Source organism: Frondihabitans sp. PhB188 (assembly GCF_003752365.1).
Classification (GTDB): Bacteria; Actinomycetota; Actinomycetes; order Actinomycetales; family Microbacteriaceae; genus Frondihabitans.
This window is the reverse complement of record NZ_RJUO01000002.1, coordinates 514,567-528,247: the sequence shown is the minus strand read 5'-3', so window position 1 is coordinate 528,247 and position 13,681 is coordinate 514,567. Positions and strand designations below refer to the sequence as shown.

Annotated in this window: 16 protein-coding genes; 11 read left to right on the top strand and 5 right to left on the bottom strand. The window is 72.0% G+C overall.

The window, feature by feature from the left end:
• Positions 1 to 110 precede the first annotated feature (110 nt).
• The gene (locus tag EDF46_RS07375) at positions 111 to 452 is read left to right on the top strand and encodes a hypothetical protein (protein WP_123505622.1); all 342 of its coding nucleotides are present in this window, start codon (positions 111 to 113) and stop codon (positions 450 to 452) included.
• Positions 453 to 551: 99 nt separating this feature from the next.
• Here the strand turns inward: EDF46_RS07375 and EDF46_RS07370 are convergent, their stop codons facing one another.
• Positions 552 to 1,007 (bottom strand): DUF4190 domain-containing protein, encoded by a 456-nt coding sequence (locus EDF46_RS07370; RefSeq protein WP_123505621.1) that lies wholly within the window; start codon positions 1,005 to 1,007, stop codon positions 552 to 554.
• Positions 1,008 to 1,156: 149 nt separating this feature from the next.
• Between EDF46_RS07370 and EDF46_RS07365 the strand changes: the two genes are divergently transcribed.
• Genes EDF46_RS07365 through EDF46_RS07350 form a run of 4 tightly spaced genes read left to right on the top strand, consistent with a single transcriptional unit; the run spans position 1,157 to position 4,227 of the window.
• On the top strand, positions 1,157 to 2,143 hold the full coding sequence (locus tag EDF46_RS07365) for an FAD:protein FMN transferase (RefSeq protein ID WP_123505620.1): 987 nt from the start codon (positions 1,157 to 1,159) through the stop codon (positions 2,141 to 2,143).
• Between the two features lies 1 nt (position 2,144).
• Positions 2,145 to 2,702 (top strand): ferric reductase-like transmembrane domain-containing protein, encoded by a 558-nt coding sequence (locus EDF46_RS07360; protein ID WP_123505619.1) that lies wholly within the window; start codon positions 2,145 to 2,147, stop codon positions 2,700 to 2,702.
• Positions 2,699 to 3,931 carry an NADH-ubiquinone oxidoreductase-F iron-sulfur binding region domain-containing protein gene (locus EDF46_RS07355; RefSeq protein WP_123505618.1) on the top strand — a complete coding sequence of 411 codons (1,233 nt, stop codon included), beginning with the start codon at positions 2,699 to 2,701 and terminating at the stop codon, positions 3,929 to 3,931. The genes EDF46_RS07360 and EDF46_RS07355 overlap by 4 nt, the downstream gene beginning before the upstream one ends.
• Positions 3,928 to 4,227, top strand: a complete 300-nt coding sequence (locus EDF46_RS07350) for a ferredoxin (protein ID WP_233579924.1) — start codon at positions 3,928 to 3,930, stop codon at positions 4,225 to 4,227. The genes EDF46_RS07355 and EDF46_RS07350 overlap by 4 nt, the downstream gene beginning before the upstream one ends.
• Before the next feature lie 49 nt (positions 4,228 to 4,276).
• Here the strand turns inward: EDF46_RS07350 and EDF46_RS07345 are convergent, their stop codons facing one another.
• The gene (locus EDF46_RS07345) at positions 4,277 to 4,690 is read right to left on the bottom strand and encodes a hypothetical protein (RefSeq protein ID WP_123505617.1); all 414 of its coding nucleotides are present in this window, start codon (positions 4,688 to 4,690) and stop codon (positions 4,277 to 4,279) included.
• A 121-nt stretch (positions 4,691 to 4,811) separates the two neighbouring features.
• Between EDF46_RS07345 and EDF46_RS07340 the strand changes: the two genes are divergently transcribed.
• From EDF46_RS07340 to EDF46_RS07320, 5 genes are all read left to right on the top strand, one after another.
• Positions 4,812 to 5,756, top strand: a complete 945-nt coding sequence (locus tag EDF46_RS07340) for an SDR family NAD(P)-dependent oxidoreductase (RefSeq protein ID WP_123505616.1) — start codon at positions 4,812 to 4,814, stop codon at positions 5,754 to 5,756.
• A gap of 60 nt (positions 5,757 to 5,816) precedes the next feature.
• Positions 5,817 to 6,170: a hypothetical protein gene (locus tag EDF46_RS07335; RefSeq protein WP_123505615.1), complete on the top strand. Its 354-nt coding sequence runs from the start codon at positions 5,817 to 5,819 to the stop codon at positions 6,168 to 6,170.
• A gap of 213 nt (positions 6,171 to 6,383) precedes the next feature.
• Entirely contained in the window at positions 6,384 to 8,066 is a 1,683-nt protein-coding gene (locus tag EDF46_RS07330; RefSeq protein WP_123505614.1) for a circularly permuted type 2 ATP-grasp protein, read from the top strand.
• Positions 8,060 to 8,989, top strand: coding sequence for an alpha-E domain-containing protein (locus EDF46_RS07325; RefSeq protein ID WP_123505613.1), 930 nt, complete (start codon positions 8,060 to 8,062; stop codon positions 8,987 to 8,989). Before EDF46_RS07330 ends, EDF46_RS07325 begins: the two co-directional genes overlap by 7 nt.
• Positions 8,986 to 9,831: a transglutaminase family protein gene (locus EDF46_RS07320; RefSeq protein ID WP_123505612.1), complete on the top strand. Its 846-nt coding sequence runs from the start codon at positions 8,986 to 8,988 to the stop codon at positions 9,829 to 9,831. The genes EDF46_RS07325 and EDF46_RS07320 overlap by 4 nt, the downstream gene beginning before the upstream one ends.
• Before the next feature lie 159 nt (positions 9,832 to 9,990).
• Here EDF46_RS07320 and EDF46_RS07315 read toward each other — a convergent pair whose 3' ends face one another.
• The 3 genes from EDF46_RS07315 to EDF46_RS07305 form a co-directional block, all read right to left on the bottom strand.
• Positions 9,991 to 10,812: an endo alpha-1,4 polygalactosaminidase gene (locus tag EDF46_RS07315; RefSeq protein ID WP_123505611.1), complete on the bottom strand. Its 822-nt coding sequence runs from the start codon at positions 10,810 to 10,812 to the stop codon at positions 9,991 to 9,993.
• 104 nt (positions 10,813 to 10,916) lie between these two features.
• Positions 10,917 to 12,269 (bottom strand): MFS transporter, encoded by a 1,353-nt coding sequence (locus EDF46_RS07310; protein WP_123505610.1) that lies wholly within the window; start codon positions 12,267 to 12,269, stop codon positions 10,917 to 10,919.
• Positions 12,266 to 12,724 (bottom strand): MarR family winged helix-turn-helix transcriptional regulator, encoded by a 459-nt coding sequence (locus EDF46_RS07305; protein ID WP_123505609.1) that lies wholly within the window; start codon positions 12,722 to 12,724, stop codon positions 12,266 to 12,268. Before EDF46_RS07305 ends, EDF46_RS07310 begins: the two co-directional genes overlap by 4 nt.
• Positions 12,725 to 12,827: 103 nt before the next feature.
• Between EDF46_RS07305 and EDF46_RS07300 the strand changes: the two genes are divergently transcribed.
• Positions 12,828 to 13,580 (top strand): SDR family NAD(P)-dependent oxidoreductase, encoded by a 753-nt coding sequence (locus EDF46_RS07300; RefSeq protein WP_123505608.1) that lies wholly within the window; start codon positions 12,828 to 12,830, stop codon positions 13,578 to 13,580.
• Positions 13,581 to 13,681 lie beyond the last annotated feature (101 nt).

Sequence of the window (13,681 nt, the reverse complement as noted above, 5' to 3'; positions counted from 1 at the left end):
GCCCGGTCGTCTGTGCGGGCGCAGGGCAATCGCATCGCCGGCGTCCAGCCCGTCGAAAGCCGCGGCCCCGATGGTTGACACGTCAGGAAGCCACGAACCGAGAGGGCCGCATGAACATCCGCGCCAGAGGGATCCGCAACGCCCGCGCCGTGACCGCCGTCGTCGGGGCCGTGGGCGTCGTCATCGCTGCCGTCAGCGGTATCGCCGTCTTCAACCAGAGCGCCGACGCGTCGGCCGATGCCGCCACCACGCCGGGCGCGTCGACCTCGTCGACGGCGACCGACTCGGCCTCCGCCGAGCCGTCGAGCTCGTCGTCCGCCTCCGCCTCCGCCTCCGCGTCATCGTCAGCCTCCACCGAGCCGTCGGACACCTCGTCGTCCGAGAGCTCGTCGTCCGGCATCAGCAGCGGCACGTCGTCGGGCTCCTCCGACGCGACGTCGTCCGGCTCCTAGCCCAAGGCCGTCCGCGGGCACGGCGAGACTCCAGCGGTGGCCCCTCGGCGGAGCCGATCAAGGGCCAAATCTGGAGTCTCGCCACCTGCAGGAGGCTGGCTACGAGCAGGTGTAGGTCACGCCGTTGACCTGGTGCGTGCCCGGACCGAGGTCGGCGCACTTGGCGGCGACGCCCGCGATCGCGATGCCGCCGATGATCCCGCCGATGATCGTGAGCGCGAGCACGACGCTCGCGATGATGATGCCGGCCGTGGCGAGGCCACGCGGCCGGCCGTCGCGGGGCGCGGTGCGGAACGCGATGATCGACAGGATGAGCCCGACGACGCTGAGCACGCCGAGGAAGGCGAGGATGAACCCCACGATGGCCATCGGGGAGGTGCCCTGGCGCACGGCACCCGGGTTGTAGCCCTGCTGCCCGTCGTACGGCTGCGGAGACCCGTAGCCCTGCGGCTGGCCGGAGCCCTGTCCGTATGCCGGCGGCTGTCCTCCGCCTGCCGGAGGCCCGCTCTGGTAGGCCGGCTTGCCGTCGTCGTCCGGTGTCCGTGCGTCGCTCATGTGATCCCCCTTGTTCGTGATGGTGCGTGCAACAGTAGGCCACTGGCGCCCAGGGCGCATTCCGGGTCCTCATAAGAACCGCAGGGCGACGACAGGGCAGGCCGAAAGGTGCGGCCGCGACAGTGGAGGTCCCGACGGAAGGACCAGCCATGACCCAGTACTCCCCGCAGGCGGCCACGACCCTCACGGCCGCGACCGAGTGGCCGCTGTGGAGCACGACGGCGCGCATCGTCGTCACGGACGCCGTGGCGCTGACCCGCGCCCGGCAGATCGCCGACCGGATCCTGGCCGACGTCGAGATGGCGGCGAGCCGGTTCCGCGCCGACTCGGAGGTCCGGCGGATCCAGGACCGCGCCGGGGAGGGCGTCGAGGTCAGCGACATGCTGGCGGCGCTCGTGCACCAGGCGCTGCTCGCCGCCCGCGTCACCGACGGCGACGTCGACCCCACGCTCGGCGGGGTGCTCGACGGCCTCGGCTACGACCGTGACGTCAGGATGCTGCCCCGCGCCCAGCACGGCGACGAGGCGTCGTTCTCGATCTCGGTGGCGGTGCCGCGCGAGCCCGGCTGGTCGCGCGTGCGGCTGGACGGGCGGGTTCTGACAGTTCCTGCGCCCCTCCGGCTCGACCTCGGCGCCACGGCGAAGGCCGTCGCCGCCGACCTCTGCGCGACGGCGATCGCCTCCGAGCTGCAGTGCGGCGTGCTCGTCAGCCTCGGCGGCGACATCGCCACGGCCGGGCGGGCGCTGGGCGACGGCTGGCAGGTGACGGTGCAGGATCTCGCGGACGACCCGGTGTCGCGCATCACCGTCTCCGACGGCTTCGCGGTCGCCACCTCCAGCACGCAGAAGCGCCGGTGGGTGCATGACGGCCGCCAGGTGCACCACATCCTCGACCCGCGGCTCGGCCTGCCGGTGCCCCCGGTCTGGCGGAGCGTCACGGTCGCGGCGCCCGACTGCTTCCACGCGAACACCCTCTCGACGGCCGCGATCGTCAAGGGGCGCCGCGCGATCGACTGGCTGAACCGCCGCGGCATGCCGGCCCGCCTCGTCGACACGCACGGCGACGTCGTGCACCTGAACGGCTGGCCCGACGACGAGACCGCTCCGCACCGCCACGCCGACCGCTGGGCGAGCTGACGTGGACGACGCCCTCTGGGCCATCGGCCGAGGCACCGGCATCGCCGCGCTCGTGCTGTTCACGGGGTCGATCGTGCTCGGCATCATCACCCGGTCGGGCCGGCCGCTGCCCGGACTCCCGCGCTTCTCGGTGACGCTCGTGCACCGCAACGTGTCGCTCGCGGCAACCCTCTTCTTGCTCGTGCACATGAGCACGCTGTTCTTCGACCCGTACGCGCAGCTGAACCTGCTCGACCTGGTGGTGCCGTTCTTCGGCGAGTACCGGCCGTTCTGGCAGGGCCTCGGCACGGTCGCGTTCGACCTCGCCGGCGTGATCGTCGTGACGAGCCTCCTCCGCAACCGGCTCGGGCCCCGCGTCTTCAAGGCCCTGCACTGGTCGGCCTACGCGCTCTGGCCGATCGCGCTGGCGCACGCCGTCGGCAACGGCACGAACGGCACCGACGGCTGGTTCCTCGCGCTCGCCGGGGCCTCGGTGCTCGCCGTGCTGGTCGCCCTCGGCTGGCGGCTGTCGTCGCGCTACGTCGAGTTCCGCGGAGTTCGACTCGGAGAGATCTCATGACCATGACCCAGCCCATCCGCACCAGCGTCGCCGGCCCCACCGGGGTACGACGCCTGTTCGCGGCACCGGCACCCGACCTCGCGTCGCACCTCGCCGCGTTCGGCCCGATGCCCGCCGCCTTCGACGAGGGCCATCTGATCGCCGAGCTCGATGACTCCGGCCTGACGGGGCGGGGCGGCGCCGCGTTCCCGACCTGGCGCAAGCTCATCGCCGCGGCCGAGTCGGTGCCCTCCAAGCGCGGACCCGCGGTCGTCATCGCGAACGGCGCCGAGGGCGAGCCGCTCAGCAGGAAGGACGCCACTCTCCTGCGCAGCGCCCCGCATCTCGTGCTCGACGGGCTCCTCCTGGCAGCGGCCACGATCCGCGCCGGCGACGTCGTGCTCTACGCACCGGCCTCGTCGTTCGAGCCGGTGGCGCGGGCCATCGCCGAGCGTCCCGACGCGGGCCGTGTGCGTCTGGTCGCCGCCCGTGACACGTTCCTATCAGGCGAGGCGTCGGCCGTGGTCAGCGCGGTCGGCGGCGGGCCCGCGATCCCGCGCGACCACCCCGCCCGGCTGACCGATGCGGGCCTGCGCGGAGCCCCGACCCTCGTGCAGAACGTCGAGACCCTCGCCCACGTGGCGCTGCTCGCCCGGTTCGGGGCCACCTGGTTTCGCCAGGCGGGAACCCCCGACGACCCCGGCACGCGCCTCGTCTCGCTCAGCGGCGACCTCCCGGTGCCGGCCGTCTTCGAGGTGCCCGGCGGCGTGCCGCTCGCCGACGCGCTGGGCGCCGCGGGAGCCTCCGTCGACGGCCTCCGAGCCGTGCTGGTCGGCGGCTACCACGGCGCCTGGGTCCCGGCGTCGGCGCTCTCCACCCGGTTGTCGATGCAGGAACTCGCGCCCTTCGGCGCAACCCCCGGCGCCGGAATCCTCATGGCCCTCGGCACGCACCGATGCGGCCTCGACGCCGCCGCAGAGATCGCGGCGTACCTGGCCGGCCAGTCCGCCCGCCAGTGCGGCCCGTGCGCCAACGGCCTGCCGCGGCTCGCCGACGTGCTGCGGCGCCTCGCTGCCCGCGACCGGGCCGAGTGGCTCCCCGGCGAGGTCGACCGGCTGGCGCGGCTGGTCGCCGGGCGCGGCTCGTGCCACCACCCCGACGGAACGTCGCGCATGGTCCTGAGCGCGCTCACCGTCTTCGCCGACGACGTGCGCGAGCACCTCGCCGGACGCTGCGTGGTGACGTCGTGACCCGCGTCGACGTGCCGTTCGGGCGGCGGGCCGTCGGTGCGCGCGGCGCGCGTGCGGCCGGTGTCGACGCCGCGCCCCGCGCGGCGGGCGCCGGCACGCTCCACATCGACTGGACGCGCTGCGACGGCCGCGGGCTCTGCACCGAGCTCCTGCCGGAGCTGCTCGACCGCGACGAGTGGGGCTACCCGCTCGCGCGCACCGGGCCGGGGTCGGACGTCGCCGTGCCCGCCGAGCTCGCCCGGGCAGCCCGCCAGGCGGTCGCGCTGTGCCCGCGCGCGGCGCTTCGGCTGGGGTGAGCGGCTTACGTGCTCGTTCCCGCAGTCTCGCAGCGATACCCGAGGGTCGTCAGCGGCCGGGCGGGAGAGCAGCCGCACCGGGCCGCCGAGCCCGTCGTCGGGTAGCCCGGTCGCGCAGAAACCTGCGCGACGGCGGCACGAACCCGAACACGAACGAGATCGCGAGCAGAGCCAGCAGTACATCGGTGGCGACCGAGGCCCCCGCGCTCCCGGCCGTCGGGATCGCGAGACCGAGCACGACCCAGCGCGGCCACCCCCAGCCGCGCCAGAGGAACACGGCCAGGACGACCAGGATCGCGGGCAGGATCGACCCGCCCGCCAGCGCGCCGACGTGAGTCCCGGGCGTCGAGGCGGCCGCTGTGATTGTTGAGACGACACCGATCGCGGCGCCGACGGCCAGCAGGGCCGCAGCGATGACAAGAGTTGCCGGTGGGCGATCGTGGCCCGGCTGGGGGTCTGTCAACGGGTTCCCTCCTAAGCGGATTCCCTCTGTGTGGTCTGGATAACCGTTCTACCGCGCGATACGCGGGCTCGGGCACCCCGTTCCTGCGCTCCACCTCCACCGGCAGGCATAGCCTTCAGACATGACACGCCTCACGACGCCCTTCGGGGCCAAGTCCACCGCCGCCGAAGTGCTCGAGGGGATCGACCTCACCGGGAAGCGCGCGGTCGTCACCGGCGGCGCCTCGGGCATCGGCATCGAGACCGCGCGGGCGTTCGCCGGCGCCGGAGCCGACGTCACGCTGGCCGTCCGCAACGAGGTCGCCGGGGCCGAGGCGGCGGCCGACATCGCGTCGACCACGGGGTCCACGACGGTCGCGAGCCGCTACCTCGACCTGCAGAAGCGCGAGACGCTCGCCGCGTTCGCCGACGCCTGGGACGGCCCGCTCGACATCCTCGTCAACAACGCCGGCATCATGGCGACGCCGTTCGAGCGCACTCCCGACGGAAACGAGCTGCAGTTCGCGAACAACCACCTCGGCCACTTCGCCCTCGCCGTCGCCCTGCACGACGCGCTGGCCTCGGCCCGCGACGGGGCCCGCATCGTGTCGCTCAGCTCCACCGGGCATCTGGCCTCCGACGTGGTCTTCGACGACCTCGCCTTCGAGCGCCGCGAGTACGACCCCTGGCTCGGCTACGGCCAGTCGAAGACCGCGAACGTGCTCTTCGCCGTCGGCGTCTCACAGAAGTGGGCCGACGACGGGATCACCGCGAACGCCGTCCACCCCGGCGGCATCATGACGAACCTGCAGCGGCACCTCGACCCCGACTTCGCCAGGAAGGCCGGCTGGGTCTCCGAAGACGGCACCCCGAATCCCGCCTTCAAGACCACGGAGCAGGGCGCGTCGACGTCGGTGCTCGTCGCGGCATCGCCCCTGGTGGACGGCATCTCGGGCCGCTACTTCGAAGACGCCAACGAGGCCCTGCCCCACGACCCCGACGGCCCGCGCTCGGGCGTCGCCGCGTACGCGGTCGACCCGTCGTCCGCCGAGCGCCTCTGGGCGGTGTCGCTCGACCTCACGCGGTAGACGGGTCGAGGGGTACGCGCAACCCCTTGTGCGCCAGCCCCGAACGCGTAGAACTGAACGATGAAGCGAATCACCTACGGCGGCCGCTCGCTCGTCACCGCGGCCGTCGTGGCCGACGCTCTGCTCGACTACGCGGTCCACGTCGCCGGGCGCGGCGTGGCCGTGGTGGTGGAGGTCCCGGTGCTGGAGGAGAACGGCGACATCGCCTCCCACGCCCTCCTGCTCGGCCCGGGGACCGCGCTCGACGTCGTCGACATCGACGGCTACATGTCCGCCAGTCGCGACGGGGAGTTCGCGATCCCCGACTTCCCCCCGCTGATAGTGCACGCGATGTCGCTCGATCCGGCCGACGCGCCCGAGCTCGCCGATCCCTTCGAGATGCTCCGCGGCGAGATGGCGCCGCGTCCCGCGTAGCGGCTGGGCCTCCTGATCCGGCCGTCACATCAGTCCGCGGCATGGCACCCGGGCCGATCGCGAGTGCGTGGGCCGCACGGAGGGGGCGCAGGAACGGGCAGCCCGCCGGCGAGCCGCGAGTTCCTGCCCGCTCGCCGGGCCGGCCCGGACGCCGTCACACCCCCGCCCCGCGCCCGAAACACTCCCGCAACACCGTCGGCCTAGGTTCGTCACATGGGAGACCTCTTCGACGGCTATGCCGGCGTCAGCCACGGCAGGGCCGGCGGCGCGGCCACGGGCGCATGGGACGAGATGTTCCTGCGCGCCGGCGGTCCACGCGCCATGTACCGCGAGATCCATGCCGCGCTCGAGAGCATGACGCAAGACGAGCTGCGGGGCCGCACGGCCGCCCTCGCCGACTCGTACCTCGCCCAGGGCGTCACATTCGACTTCGCCGGCGAGGAGCGGCCGTTCCCGCTCGACGCGGTGCCGCGCGTCATCGAGCAGGCCGAGTGGGTGGACGTCGAGAAGGGCGTCAAGCAGCGGGTCAAGGCGCTCGAGGCGTTCCTCGCCGACGTCTACGGCCCGCAGCGCGCTGTGGCGGACGGCGTCATTCCGGCGTCGCTGATCACGTCGTCGAGCCACTTCCACCGGCAGGCCGCCGGCATCGACCCCGCCAACGGCGTGCGGATCCAGGTGTCGGGAATCGACCTGATCCGCGACGAGGCAGGCGCCTGGCGCGTGCTCGAGGACAACGTGCGAGTGCCCTCGGGGGTCAGCTACGTCATCTCGAACCGCCGGGTCATGGCGCAGACCCTGCCCGAGCTGTTCGTCTCCATGCGGGTGCGGCCGGTCGGCGACTACCCGAACAAGCTGCTCCACGCGCTGCGCAAGAGCGCCCCGGTCGGCGTCGAGGACCCCACCGTGGTCGTGCTCACGCCCGGCGTCTTCAACTCGGCGTACTACGAGCACACGCTGCTGGCCCGCCTGATGGGCGTCGAGCTCGTCGAGGGCCGCGACCTCTACTGCTCGGGCGGCCGCGTCTGGATGCGCACCACCGCCGGCCCGCAGCGCGTCGACGTGATCTACCGCCGTGTCGACGACGAGTTCCTCGACCCCCTGCAGTTCCGCGCCGACTCGGTGCTCGGCTCACCGGGCCTCCTGATGGCGGCGCGGCTCGGCACCGTCACCATCGCCAACGCGGTCGGCAACGGCGTCGCCGACGACAAGCTCGTCTATACGTACCTGCCCGACCTGATCCGTTACTACCTCGGCGAGGAGGCGATCCTGCCGAACGTCGACACCTGGCGCCTCGAAGACCCGGGCGCGCTCGAGGAGGTGCTCGACCGGCTCGACGAGCTCGTCGTCAAGCCCGTCGACGGCTCGGGCGGCAAGGGCCTGGTGGTCGGACCGGCCGCGTCCAAGTCGGAGCTCGACGAGCTCCGAGCTCGACTCATCGACGACCCGCGGGGCTGGATCGCGCAGCCGGTCGTCCAGCTGTCGACGATCCCGACGCTCGTCGACGACGGCCTCCGGCCCCGCCACGCCGACCTCCGCCCCTTCGCGGTCAACGACGGCGACGACGTCTGGGTGCTGCCCGGCGGCCTCACGCGCGTCGCGCTCCCCGAGGGGCAGCTCGTCGTCAACTCGAGCCAGGGCGGCGGATCGAAGGACACCTGGGTGGTCGGCGTCGACGCCGGCACCTGGGTGGCGGGGCACAGCGTCTCCGAGCTGGTCGGCGAGCAGGCGACGCCCACGTCGTCGATCCCGATCATCGCGGCCGACCACGTGCCCGACCACTCGCCCGAAGACGACCCCAAGCGCGACCAGCAGTCGCAGCAGCAGCAAGCGCAGGTTCCCGGACCCCACAACGTCACCCAGGAACAGCAGCAGCAACAGGAAGGCACGTCATGCTGAGCCGGATCGCCGAGAGCCTCTTCTGGATCGGCCGGTACATCGAGAGGGCTGACGGCACCGCCCGCATCCTCGACGTGCACCTCCAGCTGCTCCTCGAAGACCCCTGGATCGAGGAGGACGCCGCCTGCCGGTCGCTCCTCTCGGTCATGGGGTCGGAGGCGCCCGAGGGCGTCGAGATCACTCGGGCCGACGTGCTGTCGATGCTCGCCGTCGACCGCCACAACCCGGCTTCGATCGCCTACTCGCTCGGAGCGGCGCGCGAGAACGCCCGGCGGGCCCGCGAGATCGTGTCGACCGAGCTCTGGGAGTGCCTCAACACGACCCGTGCCCGGATGCCGCGCAAGGTGTCGAGCGACAAGGTGCACGAGTTCTTCGCCTGGGTGCGCGAGCGCTCGGCGCTGGCCGTCGGCATCATCGAGTCGGCGACGAGCCGCGACGAGGTCTGGCAGTTCTTCACCCTCGGCCGGTCGATCGAGCGCGCCGACATGACTGCCCGCCTGCTGGCGACGCGCACGCTGACCGAGGCGTCGGGCCCGTCGTGGACCACGATCCTGCGGTCGGTCGGGGCGTACGAGGCGTACCTCCGCACGTACCGCGGGGTGCCGAGCGCACGCAACGCGGCGGAGTTCCTGCTTCTGGATCGCCTCTTCCCGCGGAGCGTGCTGTTCGCGATCTCGCGGGCGGAAGCGTGCCTGCGCGAGGTCGAGCCCAACACGGCGCGGACGGCCTCGTCGGATGCCGGGGTCCGTATCCTCGGACAGATGCGCTCCGAGCTCGAGTACAAGCCGATCGCCGAGATCCTCGACGACCTGCCGACGCACATGGACGCCGTGCAGGCCGCGACGTCGGCCGCATCGGAGGCGATCCGCCAGCGCTACTTCCCGACCTCCGCCGCGCCGACCTGGGTCGGTGAGCGCTCGTGAGCCGACTCCGCATCAAGCACGTCACGGGGTTCCAGTATGAGGGCGAGGCCAAGGCCAGCTACAACGAGGCGCGCATGCTGCCGGCGTCGACCGAGAACCAGTTCGTGCTCTCGTCGAACCTCCGCATCGAGCCGAACTCGGGCGCCCACGAGTACCTCGACTACTGGGGCTCGCGCGTCTCGTCGTTCGAGGTGCTCCAGCCGCACCGCCAGCTGTCGCTGACGGCGACGTCGCTCATCGAGGTGCGCCCCTCGCCCCACCTGCCGCACGACCTGTCGTGGGACGACCTCCACGACGCCGCCACCCGCCGCTCGGAGTTCGTCGAGCAGCTCGAGCAGACGCCCCTCACGGCGCCGCCGCCCGAGGTCGTCGAGCTGGCCGCCGCGGCGGTCGCCGACACGGCGACGCCCTGCGAGGCCGCGCTGCGCATCGGCGAGGAGATCGGCGACCGGGTCAAGTACCTCCGGGGCGTCACGAACGTGAAGTCGACCGCGGCCGACGCCTGGGCCGCGGGAGCCGGCGTCTGCCAGGACATCGCCCACATCACACTCGGCGCGCTCCGCTCGGCGGGCATCCCGGCCCGGTACGTCTCGGGGTACCTGCACCCGAAGCCGGCCGCGCCGCTCCACGAGACGATCGTCGGCGAGTCGCACGCGTGGGTCGAGTACTTCTGCGGCGGCTGGTCGGGCTACGACCCGACGAATCTCATCGACATCGGCGAGCGGCATGTCGTCGTCGGCCACGGCCGCGACTACAACGACGTGCCGCCGTTGCGCGGGGTGTACGGGGGATCGCGGACGTCGAAGCTCTTCGTCACCGTCGAGATCACCCGCGAGGCGTAGTCCGCGGCCTCCGCCTCCGCCTCGGCCCCGCTCCCGCCCCCGAAGCCGCCGAGACTCCAGACGTGGCCCCGATTCGGTATCGAAAAGGGGCCACGTCTGGAGTCTCGGCGGCTCGGCGGCTCGGAGGCTCTGCGGCTCGGCGCAGCAGGGCGCCGACGGTCAGCAGGCCTCGTAGACGTAGTCGGCCGACTTCGGCGTCGTCAGGTCGCGATCGCGCAGGATCGTCATCGGCGGCGTGGCCGAGCGGGCGCAGACCTCGGCGAACGTGCCCCGGAGGTCGTCGGTGTACTCGACGTCGAGCACGTTCGAGCCGTACACCGTCGTGAAGGTGCCGCACTCGTCGTAGGTGTCGCACTCCTCCGAGACCGCGAAGTCGTAGCCGATCTGCGTCTTGCCGCGCGATCCGAGCTGCGCGGTGTTCTTCTGCCCGGCCGCGAGGCCGTCGGCATGGGCCTGCTTCACGAGCAGCTTCGCGAACGCGATCGCCTGAGCCAGCGTCAGCGCGCCCTTCGATCGGGAGTACGAGTCGAGGTTGTCGAACTCGACGGCCTCGAAGCCCTTCGTCGCGCACGACTTCGTCGACCCGCCGACGATCGTCGCCGCCTCGAGCCGCTTCGCGCGCGTCGAGATGTCGATGATGTGCTCGTCGGGCCAGCCCGGGTCGACCAGCGGCTTGCCCGACTTGGTGTGCACGATGAGCGAGCTCGGCCACTTCACGCCAGGCTGGGTCTGGAACCCGTTGACGTAGCAGATCGAGTAGATGCCCTTGGCCGGCTTCGAGGTGCTGTCGCGGGTGACGACCGTGACCCCGTCGGGCGGCGTGTACGAGCCGCCGAGCTGGTAGTCGGCGGCGCCGTGCACGGGCGGGAGTGCGATCGTCGCTGGCGGGTCGGCGACCGAGGCCGAGCACCCTCCGGCGGTGGTGACGACGAGGGCTGCGACAACGGCGGCCGCGGCGAGAGCGAGGCGGGCGCGGAGCATGCGCCCCAGCCTAGGTGGCGCCGACGCCACGAGGCAGGCCCCCGATCGGGCAGGCGCGCAGGAACTGGCGGCCCGCCGCCGTTCGCCGAGTTCCTGCGCCCCCGCTACCGCCGCGCGACCGTCTCGTCGGCCGCCAGCTCCGTTCGGACGCCGTCGCGCATCGCCTGGCCCGGCAGCGTGATCAGGCCGGTCGGGGGCAGCCCGTCGCCGTCGTGCCGCACCCGGAAGTGCAGGCCCGAGTCGTGCCGCAGGCGCAGGTGCTGGCGCCGGACGAGCCAGATGATCGCGACGGCTGCCGCCGCGAACCCGGCCCCGGCGCCCACGCCGATGGCCGCGCGCGGGCCGTAGGTGTTGGCGACCCAGCCGACGATCGGGGCGCCGATGGGGGTTCCGCCCGTGAAGATCGCCATGTAGAGGGCCATGACGCGGCCGCGCATCTCGGGTGCCGCGCCGAGCTGGACGGTGCCGTTGGCGGTCGTCATGAGGGTGATCGACGACAGGCCGACCGCGACGAGCACGGCGGCGAAGCTCCAGTAGGTCGGCATCAGAGCGGCCACGGTGCAGGTGACGCCGAACGAGACGGCGGCGAGCACGAGGATCCGCATGCGGGGCCGCTCGCGCCGCGCCGACAGCAGGGCACCGGCGAGGGATCCCACCGCGACGGCCGAGGTGAGCAGGCCGAATCCGTCGGCTCCGACGCCGAACGCCTGCGTGGCCATCGTCGAGGTGAAGATCGGGAAGTTCATGCCGAACGTGCCGATGATGAAGATCATCACGAACACGACGACCAGGTCGGGGCGACCGCGGACGTACCGGAACCCCTCTTTGATCTGGCCCTTCGCCCGCGAGACCTTCGGCTTGAACTCGAGCTCGCGCACGCGGATGAAGCGGAGCGACGACAGGACCGCCAGGAACGACGCCGCGTTGATCAGGAAGACCCAGCCCGAGCCGACCGTCGCGATGAGCACGCCGGCGACGGCGGGGCCGATCAGCCGGGCGCCGTTGAACGACGCCGAGTTGAGCGACACCGCGTTCGACAGCTTCTCGGGCGGCACGAGCTCGGAGACGAAGCTCTGGCGGATCGGCGCGTCGATGGCCTGCACGATGCCGAGCAGCAGCGCGAAGCCCCACACCATCCAGAGCTGGACGACGTGCGTGACGACGAGCAGGCCGAGCGCCAGCCCGAGCGTGCCGAGGGCCGCCTGCGTGAACATCAGCATCCTGCGGCGGTCGTAGCGGTCGGCGATGAGCCCGGTGATCGGGATCATCAGAATCGGCGGCAAGAACTGCAACGCCATCGTGACGCCCAGCGCCGTGGCGTTGTGGTCGGTGAGCTCGGTGAGCACGACCCAGTCCTGCGCGGTCGACTGCATCCACGTGCCGGTGTTCGACACGAGCGCCCCGCCGAACCACAGCCGGTAGTTGTGCAGGCTGAGCGAGCTGAACATCGCGCTCACTCGCGAGCCAGCTCTCGCAGGATCCGCGTGGCCTCGGCAAGCGATCGGCGCTCGTCGGCGGTGAGCCTGGCCAGCCGCGGCACCAGCCACTCGTCGCGCCGGCGCCGCGTCTCGAGGACGAACGTCGCGCCGTCGAGCGTGGTGCGGAGCACGACCTTGCGCCGGTCGTCGTCGTCGGTGCCGCGCTCGACGAAGCCGAGCTCGACGAGGGCGCCGACCGTCCTGTTCATCGACGGGGGAGTCACGCCCTCGTGCTCGCTGAGCGCGCCGATCGTGAGGGGCTCGTTCTGGAGCAGGAAGCCGAGGGCCGCCATCTGCGCGTCGGTGACGTGCGTGTCGGCCTTTTGCTGACGGAGGCGGCGCGAGAGGCGGAGGACGCCCTGGCGCACGTCGGTCGCCAGCTGGGAATGGGGCACCGTGCGCAGGGCGCCGGTGCTGGGACTGGGGTCGGTCATCGATGGTTAGCCTAACAAATTAGCTTTGCTAAATAAATGGCACCGGCGTAGGATTCGAGATAAGCAACAACCGTTTACTAAATGTCACGAAGGACACAAGAACATGGCAAGGTTCGACAGCAGGGTCGCGATCGTCACCGGCGGCGGCAGCGGCATCGGCGAAGGCATCTCGAAGGCGCTCGCCGCCGAGGGTGCGAAGGTCGTCGTCACCGACATCAAGATCGAGGCCGCGCAGCGCGTCGTCGACGAGATCGTGGCCGCCGGCGGCACCGCCGCGGCCTTTTCGGCCAACACCGGCATCGCCGAAGACAGCGAGAAGACCGTGAAGTTCGCGCAGGACACCTACGGCGCCCTCCACCTCGCCGTCAACAACGCCGGCATCGGCGCGCCCGCCGCGAACATCGGCGACTACGAGGTCGCCGCATGGGACCGCGTCGTGAACGTCGACCTGAACGGCGTCTTCTACGGCCTCCGCTCGCAGCTGCCCGCCATCGTCGCGGCCGGCGGCGGCGCCGTCGTCAACATGAGCAGCGTGCTCGGCTCCGTCGGCATCGCCCAGAACGCCGCCTACGTCGCCTCGAAGCACGCCCTCATCGGCCTCACCAAGGTCGCCGCCCTCGAGTACTCGGCGCAGGGCGTCCGCACCAACGCCGTCGGCCCGGGCTTCATCGACACCCCGCTGGTCCGCTCGTCGCTCAGCCCCGAGGCGCTGACCGGCCTCGAGGCGCAGCACGCCACCGGCCGCCTGGGCACGGACGCCGAGGTCGCCGCGCTGACGCTCTTCCTGCTCAGCGACGACGCGTCGTTCATCACGGGCTCGTACCACCTCGTCGACGGCGGCTACTCGGCCCACTAGACCGCAAAGGGGGCGGCTGGGCCGCCTGAGGCCGAGAGCGCGCTCGTTGTCGTTTCCGCCCCGGAAAACGACAAAGAGCGCACTTTCTTCGTCGCGGGAGT

Bases quoted from the DNA above. Each gene is read 5' to 3' on its own strand.
- EDF46_RS07375 (WP_123505622.1), top strand. From the start codon at position 111: ATGAACATCCGCGCCAGAGGGATCCGCAACGCCCGCGCCGTGACCGCC.
- EDF46_RS07370 (WP_123505621.1), bottom strand. From the start codon at position 1,007: ATGAGCGACGCACGGACACCGGACGACGACGGCAAGCCGGCCTACCAG.
- EDF46_RS07365 (WP_123505620.1), top strand. From the start codon at position 1,157: ATGACCCAGTACTCCCCGCAGGCGGCCACGACCCTCACGGCCGCGACC.
- EDF46_RS07355 (WP_123505618.1), top strand. From the start codon at position 2,699: ATGACCATGACCCAGCCCATCCGCACCAGCGTCGCCGGCCCCACCGGG.
- EDF46_RS07340 (WP_123505616.1), top strand. From the start codon at position 4,812: ATGACACGCCTCACGACGCCCTTCGGGGCCAAGTCCACCGCCGCCGAA.
- EDF46_RS07335 (WP_123505615.1), top strand. From the start codon at position 5,817: ATGAAGCGAATCACCTACGGCGGCCGCTCGCTCGTCACCGCGGCCGTC.
- EDF46_RS07330 (WP_123505614.1), top strand. From the start codon at position 6,384: ATGGGAGACCTCTTCGACGGCTATGCCGGCGTCAGCCACGGCAGGGCC.
- EDF46_RS07325 (WP_123505613.1), top strand. From the start codon at position 8,060: ATGCTGAGCCGGATCGCCGAGAGCCTCTTCTGGATCGGCCGGTACATC.
- EDF46_RS07315 (WP_123505611.1), bottom strand. From the start codon at position 10,812: ATGCTCCGCGCCCGCCTCGCTCTCGCCGCGGCCGCCGTTGTCGCAGCC.
- EDF46_RS07305 (WP_123505609.1), bottom strand. From the start codon at position 12,724: ATGACCGACCCCAGTCCCAGCACCGGCGCCCTGCGCACGGTGCCCCAT.
- EDF46_RS07300 (WP_123505608.1), top strand. From the start codon at position 12,828: ATGGCAAGGTTCGACAGCAGGGTCGCGATCGTCACCGGCGGCGGCAGC.